Source organism: Frigoribacterium sp. CFBP 13712 (assembly GCF_014842255.1).
GTDB lineage: Bacteria > Actinomycetota > Actinomycetes > Actinomycetales > Microbacteriaceae > Frigoribacterium.
The window spans coordinates 732,982-745,852 of record NZ_JACYVH010000001.1; the positions used below are offsets into that span (position 1 = coordinate 732,982).

Here is a 12,871-nt window from a genome sequence, read left to right on the forward strand (position 1 = left end):
GCGGGGCCGGTGGTGCGGGTGTCGCTAGTTCGCGGACCCGTCGGAGATCTCGCTGTCGTCGCTCTCCTCGGAGTCGTCGACGAGGCCGGGCTTCGAGCCGTCGGGCAGCCCTTCGGTGCGCTTCGCCTGCTCGTCCGTGATGTCGGTCGATCCGTCGGGGGCGGTGGTCTCTTCTGGTGTGCTCATGTCCGGGACGATACGCCGCGACTCCGGGGTCGTGTCCACCGAGAAGATGCAGACCATGAACTATTCTCGGCGGGCTCGGGTACCATCGATGCTTCTGGCCGTCCGGTCTCGGCGACTCCCCTGCCGCACGTTCGCGCCTCCTCTCCTCCTTCTGCTCCTGTCCGGCCCCGCGCCGCACGAAAGGCCCCTCATGACCGACGCCACCGCCCGGGCGACCGCCCCCGCGCCCGCCATCCCCCGGCAGTCCTGGCTGGCCCTGGTGGCCCTCCTGCTGGGCATGTTCATCGCGCTGCTCGACACGACGATCGTCAACGTCGCGCTGCCGACCATCCGCACGACGCTCGACGCGTCGGAGGCGACCCTGTCGTGGATCATCTCGGGCTACGCCCTCGCCTTCGGCCTCACGCTCATCCCTGCCGGCCGCATCGGCGACCGCATCGGGCACAAGTGGGTGTACTTCACGGGCGTGCTGCTCTTCACGCTCGCCAGCCTCGCCTGCGGCATCGCGACGAGCGATGTCCAGCTCGTGGTGTTCCGCGTGGTGCAGGGTCTGGCCGGCGGCATCTTCGTGCCCGCGGTGACGGCGTTCATCCAGCTGCTGTTCCCCGGTCGCTCGCGGGGCAAGGCGTTCGCGATCATGGGCGCCGTCATCGGCGTCTCGTCGGCCCTCGGGCCCATCATCGGCGGGCTGATCATCCAGGCCTTCGGCGACGAGAACGGCTGGCGACTCGTGTTCTTCGTCAACCTGCCGTTCGGTGTCATCACGCTGATCGCGGCGGCCATCCTGCTGCCGAAGCGCGACGAGTCCGTGCCCCGCCCCGACAAGGGCCTCGACGTCGTCGGCCTCGTGCTCGTCTCGGCCGCGTTCGTCGCCCTGCTCGTGCCGCTCATCCAGGGGCAGGACGAAGGCTGGCCGCTCTGGACGTACCTCACGATCGCCGCCGGCCTCGTCCTGCTCGCCGCCTTCGGACTGTGGGAGGTGCGCTACACCCGCTCCGGTCGCACCCCGCTCGTGCCCCCGACGCTGTTCTCGCACCCCTCGTTCACCGGCGGCGTCGTCCTCGCCCTGGTCTACTTCGCCGCGTTCACCAGCATCTTCTTCACGATCTCGCTGCTCTGGCAGTCGGGCCTCGGGCACAGCGCGCTCGCCTCGGGCGCCGTGGCCATCCCGTTCGCGGTGGGCAGCATCATCAGCTCGTCGCAGAGCAACCGGATCGCCCAGCGCCTCGGTCGCAACGTGCTCGTGCTCGGCACCGCCCTGGTCGCGATCGGGCTCGGCTCGATGTGGATCATCCTGATGCTCACCGACGCCGCCGACCTCACCAACTGGCTGCTGCTCGTGCCGCTGCTCGTCGCGGGGCTCGGCAACGGGTTCTTCATCGCCCCGAACGTGCAGTTCATCGTCGCCACCGTCGACCCCCGCGACGCCGGCTCGGCCAGCGCCGTCATCTCGGCGATCCAGCGGATCGGCTCGGCCGTCGGCATCGCCATCATCGGCAGCGTGCTGTTCGGGTCGCTGCCCGGCGGCCGCGAGCTGGCCACGGCGGCGGGTCGCGCCACGGGCTTCACGGACGCGGCGGCCGCGGCCATGGGCGTGAGCGCGGCGTTCGCGGTGCTCGCGTTCGCGCTGGTGTTCGCGCTGCCGCGCCGGGTCGACCAGCACCGCGGGGCGCCCAGCGCGCCCGACGCCGGCTAGCCGCCGGCGCTCCCGCGCCCGCACCCGCGCGTCGATGAGTCACGACACGCCGCGCCTCTTCCCGAGGACGCGGCGTGTCGTGACTCATCGACGCCGGTCGACGCCTCGCTAGCGCTTGACGGCGTCGATCTTCAGCATGCGCGCGATGACGTGGTCGAGCTGGTCGTCGTCGAAGATCTTCTTCCAGTCGTCCTTGACGATCGACTCGCGGCCGTAGTCCATGGCGATGTGGCAGGCGTCCGAGAACGGGTTCGAGCCGCGCAGCGCGTTGGTCAGCGCGATGCCGGTGTGACCCCAGAGCATGGCCCGGGCGGCCTCGGCGGGGACGCCGGCCTGGTCGACCGTCGTCTCCAGCGCCTCCTGCAGCAGTTCGCCGATCATGCACGCGATGGTCTCGACGAGCGTCGGCTCGAGGATCGCCAGCTGCTTGACGGTGACCCAGTGCACCTGGATGACGGGTGCGTAGATCGTCGTGATGACGTCGGTCGCGAGCTGACGGACGGCGTCGGCCGGCTCGCCCTCGAGGGCGGCGACGACCTCCTGCGGGGCGGCGATGCCGCCGAACGTGTCGGCGTACTCGGCGTCGGTGCGACGCTCCAGGAACACCGACGGGTGGCACGGGTGCGCCACCGCGTAGTGGATGTCGGTGCGCTCCTCGAGCAGGCCGGCGTAGGCGGCGGCCGGGTCGAGGGTGAGGATGATCGAGCCCGACTTCATCGCCGGCACGACGCTCTCGGACACCTTGCCGAGCACGACGTCGGGCACCGCGAGGATGACGACGTCGGCGTCGGCGATCGCGTCGTCGGTCGAGGTCACCTCGCGCCCGAGGCCGCGGATCAGCTCCTGCCCGGCGGGCGACGCCTCGCTGTAGAAGACGGTGTAACCGCTCTTCTCGAGGTTGTTCGAGACGCGCTGGCCCATCTTGCCGCCGGCGCCGATCACGGCCACGGTGACGTCGGGGGTCCCCTGGTCGGCGGCCTGGGTCACGGTCTGCGTGCTGAGGGTGTCAGTCATTGCTGTTCTTCTTCCTGAGGTGGTCGATGGTCAGGGTCGTCCACTCCGCCTCGAGGCGGGTGGTGGTCTCGGGGTCGCTCCGCCAGGGCAGCCAGTGCTCGACGACCTGGTTGATGCCGCGGGCCTCGGGCTCGAGCAGGGCGAGCATGCCGTCGTAGTCGAGTCGCCCGGCTCCGAGGGTGGTGCTGGTGAGGGCGAAGCCGACCCAGCCGTCCTCGCGCGAGAACTCGAAGTCCTTGATGTGCCAGTTCTTGACGAACGGCGCGCAGCGGGCGGTCACGTCGGCGGGGTGCTCGAGGTTCGCGACGGTGTTCGCGGGGTCGAGCACGATGCCGAGCCGGTCGCTGCCGATGCTGCGCACGACGGCCACGAGCTCCGTCGAGGTCACCTGCTCGTAGGTCTCGAGGGCGAGGGTGACCCGCGCCTCCTCGAACTCCGGCAGCACCTCGCGGAGGCGCCGGTCGGTCTCGATCGCGTCGGGCCGGTCGTCGCCGGCCGTCCACATGCTCCGGACGAGGGAGGCGCGGAGCGCGACCGCGAGGCGCAGATACGTCCGCAGCACGGCCGGGTCCGTCCCCCGCGTGCCGAGCTCGAGCGTCAGATCGAGCTCGTCGGCAAGGGCGCGCAAGGCGGCGAGCCGGTCGTCGTCGTAGTCGGCGAGCGGCGCGTGGTCGCAGATCTGGAACAGCCGGACGCCCTGCGCGGCCGTGTCGCGGAGCATGTCGTCGAGCGTCATCGGCTCGGGCACGCGCTCGGAGCCGCGCCAGAAGTAGGCGTAGGTGCTGAGGCCGATCATGCGGGCGCCCCCTCGCCGAGTGCCAGCGCCTCGTCGAGGGCCAGCGCCTCGTCGAGGATGCTCTCGACGGCCGAGACGTCGTGCGCGAACCGTCCGAGGAACAGCCCGTCGACCTCGCCGCCCAGCGTCGTCAGCAGCCCGGGCCCGGCGCTGCCGCCGTAGACCACGCGGCTGCCGGTGCGGGCGGGCAGCGACTCGAGATGCGCGTCGATCGCCCGCACCACGGCGACGATGTGCTCGGCAGCGGCGGGCTCGGGGGCGCCGATGGCCCAGACGGGTTCGTAGGCGACGAGCAGCGGGCCGGTCAGACCGGCGGCGGCCGAGGCGGCGAGGGCGGCGTCGATCTGCTGCGTCACCTCGAGCGCGGCGACGGCGGCCGGCGCCTGCTCGATCTCGCCGACGCAGAGCAGCGGGGTGATGCCGTTGCGCAGGGCGGCGGCCGTCTTGGCGGAGATGACGGCGTCGTCCTCGAAGAAGAGGCGGCGGCGTTCGGCGTGACCGATCTCGGCCAGCGTGCAGCCGATCTCGGCGAGCTCGACCCCGCTGACCTCGCCGGTGAAGGCACCGGAGTCCGCCGACGCGAGATCCTGTGCACCCAGCCGCACAGGAGCCCCGTCGAGGGCGTCGCGCACCGGCACCAGGGCCGGGAACGACGGAACGACGAACAGCTCGACGAGACCGGAGCGCACCGCGGGGTGACGCTTCGCCAGCTCGCCGACCGCCGTCGACCACTCGATGGTACGCGTGTGCGTGAAGTACATCTTGAGACTCACCCCGATGGTGAACCGGGGGGTCGCGCGCGCGGTGCTCATGACCGGCCGTCGAGCCCCACGGTCTCCGCCGAGCCGTCGTACTCGCAGATGGACCGCACCTTGTCGGCCGAGGCGCTGCTCGTGTCGAAGCGGTAGGTCAGCCACTCCTTCGCCAGGCGGCGCATCAGCTCGACGCCGACGACGCGCTGACCCATGCAGAGCACCTGCGCGTCGTTCGACAGCACGCTGCGCTCGACGGAGAACGAGTCGTGCGCCGTGACGGCGCGGATGCCCGGCACCTTGTTCGCCGCGATCGCGACGCCGAGGCCGGTGCCGCAGATCAGGATGGCCCGGTCGGCCTCGCCCGCGGCCACCATGCGCGCCGCGTCGACGGCCACATGCGGGTAGGCGGTGCCACCGTCGGCGTCGACCCCGACGTCGACGACGCTCGCGACACCGGGGTTCGCGGCGAGATCCGCTTTCAGGATCTCCTTGTAGTCGAATCCGGCGTCGTCCGATCCGACGACGATGCGCAGCTGGTCAACCATGGTGATGCCTTTCGAGAGAGCGGAGGAGCGAGCGGGAGTTCAGGAGGCGCGGTGCGCGGAGGCGTGCTCGTCGAGCACCTGCGCGACGGTGCGGGTGATGAGACCGAGCGATGTCGCACCCGCGTCGGGCGTGCCGAGGCTCTTCTCGGCGTGCGGCCGGGCGCGGCCCATCTTCGGCAGCAGGTCGGCCGTGGCGGCGGCGGCCTCGACGGCCGTCTCGGCGGCGGCGGCCCAGGCGGTCGGCAGGTCGCCGCCCGCGTCGACGGCCGTGCGGAGGGCGGCGGAGAACGGCACGAGCACGTCGACCATGGTCTTGTCGCCGACCGTCGCACCGAACTCGAGGATGGCGTCGGTCGCGGCCGCGACACCGGTGACGACGGAGTGCCGGGTGGGCGCGGCGTCGTCGGTGAGGGCGGCTCCGAGGCTGGCCAGCGCCGAACCCCAGAGGGCGCCCGAGGTGCCGCCGGCTCGGTCCGACCACGCGTCGCCGGCGAGATCGAGCAGCGTGCCCGCGCCCGCACCCCCGGCGAGGGCGACGTCGGCGGCCGCGACGGCCGCGGTGACGCCGCGCTGCATGCCGATGCCGTGATCGCCGTCGCCGGCCACGGCGTCGATGCGACCGAGCTCGTCGGCGTTGTCGTCGATCGCCGTCTTGACGGCGACGAGGGCGGCGTGGACGACCCGGGCGGCGGCCTGCGACTCGGCCGAGGCCGGCGGGATCGATTCGGCCGCGAGGGCCTCGAGCTCGACCGGGTCGATGCGGTCGGCCGCCTCGATCGAGCCCTTCTTGTAGGCGGGTGCGTCGGCCGGCGCGGCCCAGAAGCCCTCGAGCTCGTCGTCCAGCCAGAACAGGGTCAGCGAGACGCCGGCCATGTCGAAGCTGGTGACGAGCTCGCCGACCTCCGGCTCGACGACGACCAGGCCGGCGTCGCGCAGCAGCTGGTCGACCCGGGCGTAGACCACGAAGAGCTCTTCGTACTTGACCGAGCCGAGGCCGTTCAGGAGGACCGCGACCCGCTGGCCCCGCGCCTCCTCGACGCCCTCGGGCAGTTCGGCCAGCAGCGAGGTCACGAGCAGCTCGGCCAGCTCGTTCGCGGTGGGCACGTCGGTCTCGCCGATGCCGGGCTCGCCGTGGATCCCCATGCCGACGGCCATGCGACCCTCGGGGACGGTGAAGAGCGGTTCGGCGGCGCCCGGCAGCGAGCAGCCCGAGAAGGCCACCCCGAAGCTGCGGGTGCGCTCGTTCGCCTTCTCGGCGACCCGCACGACCTCGTCGAGCGGGTAGCCGGCGTCGGAGGCCGCGGCGGCGGTCTTGAAGACCGTCAGATCGCCGGCGATGCCGCGACGCCGGTGCTTCTCGGCGAGCGAGGCGCTCGAGATGTCGTCGGTGACGGCGACGGAACGGGTCTCGATCCCCTCGGCGACGAGCTTGGCCTGCGCCTGATCGAAGTTCAGCACGTCGCCCGCGTAGTTGCCGTAGCTGAGCAGCACGCCGCCGCCGGTGTGCGCCGAGCGCGCCACCGAGCGGACCTGCTGCCACGACGGCGAGGCGAAGAGGTTGCCGAGGGCCGCGCCGTGCGCCAGCCCCTGACCGACGAGTCCGCCGAAGGCCGGGTAGTGACCCGAGCCGCCCCCGACCACCAGGGCGACCCGGCCCGGCGCGCTGCGCGTCGCGCGCACCACGCCGCCGTGCACCCGGCGCACCCAGCGCTGGTTGGCCGCGACGAAGCCGTCGATCATCTCGTCGGCGAAGTCGCTCGGCTCGTTGAAGAGGCGGGTCATCGCGGGGCCTCGGCGAGCTCGGCGTCGTCGGACGTCTCGGCGCCGGCGGGCTTCTTCAGCCGGCTCAGCACGGTCATCAGCACCGCCGACAGCAGCAGGAAGAATCCGACGATGAACATCGGCACCTCGTAGTTGCCGGTCGCATCCGTGACGGCGCCCGTGATGTACGGGGCGCTGAACCCGGCGAGGTTGCCGATCGTGTTGATCAGCGCGATGCCCGCGGCGGCGGCCGCTCCGGTGAGGAACTGCGTCGGGAGCGTCCAGAAGTTCGGCAGCGCCGCGAAGATCGCCATGGCGGTGACCGCGATGACCGCGATCGTGGCGGCCGGCGAACCGGTGAACAGCGCGACGGGGATGCTCAGACCGCCGACGATGGCCGGGACGACGATGTGCCAGGTGCGGAGCCCACGGCGCGAGGCGTCACGCGACCAGAAGTACAGGGCGATCGCGGCGGGCACGTACGGGATGGCGGTGATGAAGCCGCGCTCGGTGACGCTGAACTCGGTGCCGAACTGCTCTTGGAACCCGCCGATGATCGTCGGCAGGAAGAACGCGAGGGCGTAGAGGCCGTACACGAAGCCGAAGTAGATGAACGCGAGCATCCAGACGCGACCGTTGCCGAACACCTTCAGGATGCTGGGGTGCTTGCCGGCTGCGGTCGACCCGGTCTTGCCGGCCGACTCCTTCTTCAGCGCCTCCGTCAGCCAGACCTGCTCGTCGCGGGTCAGCCACTTCGCGTCGGCGGGCTTGTCCTTCAGGTAGAACCAGGCGATGACGCCGATGACGATCGCGGGGATGGAGACGCCGAGGAACATGAAGCGCCAGCCCTCGAGACCGAGGATGCCGTCGTGGCTGATCAGCCAGCCGGCCAGCGGGGCGCCGATCACCGAGGTGAGGGGCTGCGCCAGGTAGAACAGCGCGAGGATCTTGCCGCGGTGTCGAGCGGGCACCCACAGGCTGAGGAACAGGATCGCGCCGGGGAAGAACCCGGCCTCCATCACACCGAGCAGGAACCGCAGCACGACGAGCTGCTCGTAGTTCTGCACCCAGGTGAAGAGCAGCGACACGATGCCCCACGAGACCATGATGCGGGCGAGCCAGCGGCGGGCGCCGAAGCGGTGCAGAGCGAGGTTGCTGGGCACCTCGAGCAGGATGTAGCCGATGAAGAACACGCCCGAGGCGAAGCCGAACTGAGCGGCCGAGAGGGCGAGGTCGGACTCCATGCCGTTGGGGGCGGCGAAGCCGATGGCCGTGCGGTCGAGGTAGTTGATGAAGAACATCAACGCGACGAACGGCACCAGCCGGATGGCGACCTTGCGGATGGCGGACTTCTCGACGGCGCTCTGCGGCTCCGCCGAGCGGGTGGGGGTGTCCACATCGACTCCTTTTATCTAACGACTCTGTTGGATGGACGCCGCCTGGCCCTGGGAGGCCCGCTTCGCGTACTCGAACATCGTGCCGTTTTCCGCTCGACTTGTCAACCGGTTGACCAATCACTGTCCACGACACGTGGCATAGCGGTCGGTAGGATTGCGCCGTGCCCGCCTATCCCGACGACGACCCGACCTCGCTCCGGCTCGAGCTCGAACTCGTGCCCCGGGGAACGGCGGTCTCCGAGGTCGTGAAACAGCTGATCGGCCTGCTGACGGCGGGCGAGCTCGTGCCCGGTTCGCGCCTCCCTCCCGAACGCCAGCTCGCCGAGCGCATCGGCGTCGGCCGGTCGGCGGTGCGTGAGGCCCTCGCGGCGCTCGAGATCCTCGGCATCGTGACCGTCCGCCCCGGCTCGGGCACGTACCTGCGCGACAACACCTCCGAGCTGCTGCCGACCACGCTCAGCTGGGGCATGATGCTGAACGCCGCGCGCACCCGAGAGCTGATCGAGGTGCGCAGCGGCCTCGAGACCCAGGCGGCGACACTCGCGGCGACCCGGGTCGACGACGCCGACGTCGAGAAGCTGCGCGGCTTCGTCGACACGATGCGCGACAGCCGCGACGACCTCGACACGTTCCTGCAGGCCGACATCCGGTTCCACCTGCAGATCGCCATCAGCGCCGACAACGTCGTGCTGCGCGATCTGCTGCAGAGCACGCGGTCGCTGCTGCGGCTCTGGGTCGAACGGGGGCTCCGCGACCGGGCTCAGGCCGAGGCTGCCTACCTCGAGCACCTCGACGTGTTCGAGGCCATCGCGGCCCGCGACCCCTCCGCCGCCGAGGCCGCGATGCGACGGCACATGTCGACGGCCGGCGAGCGCGTCGGTCACGCCGACGTCGACGACCCCGCCTCCTGACCCCGCGCGGCCGAGCGTCCCCCCGCCCGCCCGGTACCGCGCCCGGTACCGCGCCCGCCGCCGACCGCCGCGACGAGTCGCCCGCTACCGCTACCGCGCCCGCGCCCGGATCCGCTACCGGCGGCTACAGCCAGCTGCGCTCGCGTGCCACCCGGGCGGCCCCGTGCCGCGACGAGCTGCCGGTCTTCTGCATCGCCGCCGACAGGTAGTTCCGCACCGTCCCCGACGCGAGGTGCAGGCGGGCGCTCATCTCGCGCACCGACAGCCCCTCCGCCGTCAGCCGCAGGGTGTCGAGCTCGCGCTCGGTGAGCGGGCAGTCGTCCATCATGGCGGCGGCCGAGATGTCGGCGTCGATGTACCGGCGCCCGCCGTGCACCTGCACGATGACCCGCTCGAGCTCGTCGGGGTCGATCGACTTCGGCACGAACCCGCGCACGCCGGCGCTCAGCGCCCGCCGCAGCACACCGGGTCGCGCGTGCCGGGTCAGCAGCACGACCGCCTGCTCGGGGCGACGGGCGAGGATCTCCGTCGCGGCGTCGATGCCGTCCATACCCGGCATCTCGAGGTCGAGCAGCACGACGTCGGGCTCGTGCTCGCCGGCGAGACGCACGGCCTCGGCCCCGTCGCCGGCCTGCGCGACGACCTCGATGCCGTCGCCGAGGTCGAGCAGCGCGGCGATCGACCGCCGCAGCAGCGTCTCGTCGTCGGCGAGCAGCACCCGGATCATGCGCGCCCCCCGGTGGCGACGCCGGGCCCGGGGGCGAAGGAGGCGCGGGTCGCCCCCGCGAGACCGCCCGCTCCCGCCGACGCCGCCCTCGCCTCGAGTCGGAACACCCCGTCGTGGTGGCTCGTGGTCACCGAGCCCCCGATCTCCGCGAAGCGCTCGCCGAGGCGGGCGAGTCCGCTGAGCAGACGCGGCGCCTCGCCGGCGCCGTCGTTCTCGACCACGACGGTGTCGTCTCGCAGTCGGATGGTCACGTGCTCGGCCTGGGCGTGGCGCAGCAGGTTCGTCGTCGCCTCGCGGACGGCGTGCCCGAAGAGGTCGTCGGCGGGGTGCCCGACGGGCGGGGCGCCGTCGACGACCAGGTCGATGCTCGCCGCCCGGATCAGCTCGGTCGAGTTGGCGAGCTCGCCGGCGAGGGTCAGGGTGCGCTGGCCGTAGGCGAGGCGCCGGGTCTCGGCGATGGTCTGCACGATCAGCTGCTCGGCCTCGCGGAGGTGGCGCCGCGCCTCGGCCGGGTCGCGGTCGAGCGTCTTGTCGGCGAGCTGCAGCTGGAGGCGGCTGACGTGCAGGGCCTGACCCTGGATGTCGTGCAGGTCCACCGAGAAGCGGTAGCGCTCTCGCACGACGGCCAGTTCGGCCGTCGTCTCGCGGGCGGCCTCGATCTCGAGGTACAGGTCGAATCCGTACCGGTTCAGGCGGTAGACGAGGTAGATCGCCGCCATCGTCACGACGACGACCGCGATCGAGACCGGCAGGACGACGGGTCGCGCGCCGGGGCCCGCGACGAGCAGCGGCGCCACCGCGACGCCCACGGCGGCGGCCAGCCACCGCCACGAGGTGAAGGGCGGGGTCGTGGTCACGAGACCGACCGAGACGCCGAAGAACAGCAGGAGCGTCAGGTTCTGCTCGGCGAGGTGGGCGGCCCACCAGAGCGCGGCGGACGACGCGAGAGACAGGGTCGCGAGCCACCACGGCGCCCCGCGCTCCCAGAAGACGGAGTGCGCCGCCACCGCGACCGAGACCGCGACGACGGCGACGACCAGCCAGGCCGGCGCCCCCTCGGTCGTCAGCGCCGCGACGTAGAAGACGGTCATGAACGCGACCAGCGCCACGAACGACCCGGTGACGTACCGCCGCATCCGCGTCAGCGCGGGCAGGCGGTCGGGGGTGCGGCGGGGCATGCGTCCACGGTAGCGACAGCCCCCGACACCCGTCAGCACGCGATGTCATGCCCCGACGTGACGGATGTCACGCCGAGAGGGTGGCAGGTCGGCACTACCGGGCGCCCGCCCCTCCCGGCATCGTCGAGGTCATGACGAACTCCACCGACACCACGCCCCGGCCCGCCGTGACGCACGACCCCCGTGACGGGTCGGACGTCGTGATCTCGACCAGCGGTCTGACCTGCACGTACGGCGACTTCACGGCCGTCGGCGGCGTCGACCTCACGGTGCGGCGCGGCGAGCTCTACGCCCTGCTCGGCACGAACGGCGCCGGCAAGACGACCACCCTCGAGGTGCTCGAGGGCCACCGGGCGGCCGACGGCGGCACCGTCGAGGTGCTCGGAGGCGACCCGACCGACCGCTCCCGTACCCGACGCCGCCTCGGCATGATGCTGCAGGACAGCGGCCTGGCCCCCGAGCTCACGGTCCGCGAGAGCGTGCTGCTCACGGGGGCGATCTCGGGCCGCGACGACGACGTCGACCGCGTGCTGGGTCTCGTCGGCATCGACCACAAGGCGCGGTCGCGCGTCGCCCAGCTCTCGGGGGGCGAGCGCCGTCGCGTCGACTTCGCGGCCGCCGTCTGGGGCACCCCCGAGCTGGTCTTCCTCGACGAGCCGACGACGGGGCTCGACCCGGCGGCCCGCGACGCCCTCTGGGACGTCGTCACCGAGCTGCGGGAGGCGGGGGTCACCTTCGTGCTTACCACGCACTACCTCGAGGAGGCCGCCGACAACGCCGACCGCATCGGACTCATGCACGCGGGCACGATACGCCGCGAGGGCACCGTGGCCGATCTCACCGCCGGCAGCACGACCAGCATCCGCTTCGTCGCCCCCGGCCCGCTCGACGAGCTCCCCCTGCGGGTCGCCCGCACCGAGAACGACCTCGTCGTCGTCGAGACCGACTCGCCGCAGCGCGATCTCACCCGGCTGATGACCTGGGCGGCCGAGGCCGATCGGCGTCTGGAGCGGCTGACGGTGCACCAGTCGGGACTCGACGAGGTGTTCCGCGAGCTGAGCCGCGCCTCCTAGGCCCCCTCCGACCGACCCTCCCGAAAGGACCCCTCATGACCACCGCCACCACCGCCCGTCCGTCCGAGTCCCCGGCGACGCCGTCGCGTCGCTCGGGCCCGGTCGCCATCGCCGTCGCCGAGCTGCGGATGCTCGTCCGCAACCGCACCGTCGCGCTCTGCGCGCTGCTCCTGCCCCTCGCCTTCGGGGCGCTGACCTTCGCGTTCGGCTCGTACGGCACCGGGGGCATGCTGGCCGGCGTGCAGATCATCGGCATGCTCGGACTCGGCGTCTACGTCACGGCGACGACGACCCTCGCCGCCCGGCGGCAGTCGCTCCACCTCAAGCGGCTGCGCAGCGGCTCCGTCTCGGACTCGGGCATCATCGGCGGACTCGTCCTGCCGATCGTGGCCGTCAGCCTCGCGCAGCTCGTCATCGTGCTCGGGGTGCTGGCCGTTCAAGAGCCCCCGGCCCACCTCGGTCTGCTCGTCGTCGCCGTGCTCGTCGCCGAGGTGATGTTCGCCGCGTTCGCCCTCGCCACGGCCGGCTTCAGCACGTCGCCCGAGCACGCCCAGTACACGACCATGCCGATCTACCTCATCACCCTCGGCGTCGCCATCTGGTGGACGATCACCGGCGCCGACGACCTGCTCTGGCTCAAGCGGATCCTGCCGGGCGGTGGACTGATGGAGCTCATCGTCCTCGCCTGGAACGGCGGCGACCTCGGGCTGCTGCCGGTGCTGCTCGCCCCGACGCTGCTCTGGGCCGCCGTGGCCGTCGCGGCCGCCGTGCGCATGTTCCGCTGGGAGCCCCGCCGCTGAGCCCGCTCCCCGCTCCCCCGCGTCCGTGAGTC

13 protein-coding genes are annotated in these 12,871 nt (G+C 72.1%); 4 read left to right on the plus strand and 9 right to left on the minus strand.

Translation table 11 applies throughout. The annotated features are described in order from the left end of the window. Nucleotides 1-24: 24 nt before the first annotated feature. The gene (locus tag IFT51_RS03455) at nucleotides 25-186 is read right to left on the minus strand and encodes a hypothetical protein (protein WP_192059105.1); all 162 of its coding nucleotides are present in this window, start codon (nucleotides 184-186) and stop codon (nucleotides 25-27) included. A gap of 190 nt (nucleotides 187-376) precedes the next feature. Here IFT51_RS03455 and IFT51_RS03460 point away from each other — a divergent pair, with 190 nt between their 5' ends. Continuing rightward, complete coding sequence (locus tag IFT51_RS03460; RefSeq protein ID WP_192059107.1) at nucleotides 377-1,882, plus strand: DHA2 family efflux MFS transporter permease subunit; 1,506 nt, start codon at nucleotides 377-379, stop codon at nucleotides 1,880-1,882. A 108-nt stretch (nucleotides 1,883-1,990) separates the two neighbouring features. Here the strand turns inward: IFT51_RS03460 and IFT51_RS03465 are convergent, their stop codons facing one another. The 6 genes from IFT51_RS03465 to IFT51_RS03490 are packed head-to-tail and all read right to left on the minus strand — an operon-like array spanning nucleotide 1,991 to nucleotide 8,150. After that, the gene (locus IFT51_RS03465; protein WP_192059110.1) at nucleotides 1,991-2,896 is read right to left on the minus strand and encodes a phosphogluconate dehydrogenase C-terminal domain-containing protein; all 906 of its coding nucleotides are present in this window, start codon (nucleotides 2,894-2,896) and stop codon (nucleotides 1,991-1,993) included. After that, a complete protein-coding gene (locus IFT51_RS03470; RefSeq protein WP_192059112.1) occupies nucleotides 2,889-3,692 on the minus strand; it encodes a sugar phosphate isomerase/epimerase in 804 nt (267 codons plus the stop codon). Before IFT51_RS03470 ends, IFT51_RS03465 begins: the two co-directional genes overlap by 8 nt. Continuing rightward, on the minus strand, nucleotides 3,689-4,504 hold the full coding sequence (locus tag IFT51_RS03475; RefSeq protein WP_192059114.1) for a triose-phosphate isomerase family protein: 816 nt from the start codon (nucleotides 4,502-4,504) through the stop codon (nucleotides 3,689-3,691). Before IFT51_RS03475 ends, IFT51_RS03470 begins: the two co-directional genes overlap by 4 nt. After that, a complete protein-coding gene (locus IFT51_RS03480; protein WP_192059116.1) occupies nucleotides 4,501-4,992 on the minus strand; it encodes a ribose-5-phosphate isomerase in 492 nt (163 codons plus the stop codon). The genes IFT51_RS03475 and IFT51_RS03480 overlap by 4 nt, the downstream gene beginning before the upstream one ends. Nucleotides 4,993-5,031: 39 nt before the next feature. Continuing rightward, the gene (locus IFT51_RS03485) at nucleotides 5,032-6,774 is read right to left on the minus strand and encodes a dihydroxyacetone kinase family protein (RefSeq protein WP_192059118.1); all 1,743 of its coding nucleotides are present in this window, start codon (nucleotides 6,772-6,774) and stop codon (nucleotides 5,032-5,034) included. Continuing rightward, on the minus strand, nucleotides 6,771-8,150 hold the full coding sequence (locus tag IFT51_RS03490; protein WP_192059120.1) for an MFS transporter: 1,380 nt from the start codon (nucleotides 8,148-8,150) through the stop codon (nucleotides 6,771-6,773). Before IFT51_RS03490 ends, IFT51_RS03485 begins: the two co-directional genes overlap by 4 nt. 161 nt (nucleotides 8,151-8,311) lie before the next feature. Between IFT51_RS03490 and IFT51_RS03495 the strand changes: the two genes are divergently transcribed. Beyond that, a complete protein-coding gene (locus IFT51_RS03495; RefSeq protein ID WP_192059122.1) occupies nucleotides 8,312-9,061 on the plus strand; it encodes a FadR/GntR family transcriptional regulator in 750 nt (249 codons plus the stop codon). 124 nt (nucleotides 9,062-9,185) lie between these two features. Here the strand turns inward: IFT51_RS03495 and IFT51_RS03500 are convergent, their stop codons facing one another. Together IFT51_RS03500 and IFT51_RS03505 are read right to left on the minus strand one after the other, a co-directional pair. Next, a complete protein-coding gene (locus tag IFT51_RS03500; protein WP_192059124.1) occupies nucleotides 9,186-9,788 on the minus strand; it encodes a response regulator transcription factor in 603 nt (200 codons plus the stop codon). After that, nucleotides 9,785-10,966, minus strand: coding sequence for a sensor histidine kinase (locus tag IFT51_RS03505; protein ID WP_192059126.1), 1,182 nt, complete (start codon nucleotides 10,964-10,966; stop codon nucleotides 9,785-9,787). The genes IFT51_RS03500 and IFT51_RS03505 overlap by 4 nt, the downstream gene beginning before the upstream one ends. 131 nt (nucleotides 10,967-11,097) lie before the next feature. Here IFT51_RS03505 and IFT51_RS03510 point away from each other — a divergent pair, with 131 nt between their 5' ends. Next, a complete protein-coding gene (locus IFT51_RS03510) occupies nucleotides 11,098-12,039 on the plus strand; it encodes an ABC transporter ATP-binding protein (protein ID WP_192059129.1) in 942 nt (313 codons plus the stop codon). 35 nt (nucleotides 12,040-12,074) lie between these two features. Next, nucleotides 12,075-12,839 carry an ABC transporter permease gene (locus IFT51_RS03515; protein WP_244636786.1) on the plus strand — a complete coding sequence of 255 codons (765 nt, stop codon included), beginning with the start codon at nucleotides 12,075-12,077 and terminating at the stop codon, nucleotides 12,837-12,839. Nucleotides 12,840-12,871: the final 32 nt, after the last annotated feature.

Coding starts and splice junctions, on each gene's coding strand:
- IFT51_RS03510 (WP_192059129.1), top strand. CDS start 11,098: ATGACGAACTCCACCGACACCACGCCCCGGCCCGCCGTGACGCACGAC.
- IFT51_RS03455 (WP_192059105.1), bottom strand. CDS start 186: ATGAGCACACCAGAAGAGACCACCGCCCCCGACGGATCGACCGACATC.
- IFT51_RS03515 (WP_244636786.1), top strand. CDS start 12,075: ATGACCACCGCCACCACCGCCCGTCCGTCCGAGTCCCCGGCGACGCCG.
- IFT51_RS03475 (WP_192059114.1), bottom strand. CDS start 4,504: ATGAGCACCGCGCGCGCGACCCCCCGGTTCACCATCGGGGTGAGTCTC.
- IFT51_RS03485 (WP_192059118.1), bottom strand. CDS start 6,774: ATGACCCGCCTCTTCAACGAGCCGAGCGACTTCGCCGACGAGATGATC.
- IFT51_RS03480 (WP_192059116.1), bottom strand. CDS start 4,992: ATGGTTGACCAGCTGCGCATCGTCGTCGGATCGGACGACGCCGGATTC.
- IFT51_RS03500 (WP_192059124.1), bottom strand. CDS start 9,788: ATGATCCGGGTGCTGCTCGCCGACGACGAGACGCTGCTGCGGCGGTCG.
- IFT51_RS03505 (WP_192059126.1), bottom strand. CDS start 10,966: ATGCCCCGCCGCACCCCCGACCGCCTGCCCGCGCTGACGCGGATGCGG.
- IFT51_RS03470 (WP_192059112.1), bottom strand. CDS start 3,692: ATGATCGGCCTCAGCACCTACGCCTACTTCTGGCGCGGCTCCGAGCGC.
- IFT51_RS03465 (WP_192059110.1), bottom strand. CDS start 2,896: ATGACTGACACCCTCAGCACGCAGACCGTGACCCAGGCCGCCGACCAG.
- IFT51_RS03460 (WP_192059107.1), top strand. CDS start 377: ATGACCGACGCCACCGCCCGGGCGACCGCCCCCGCGCCCGCCATCCCC.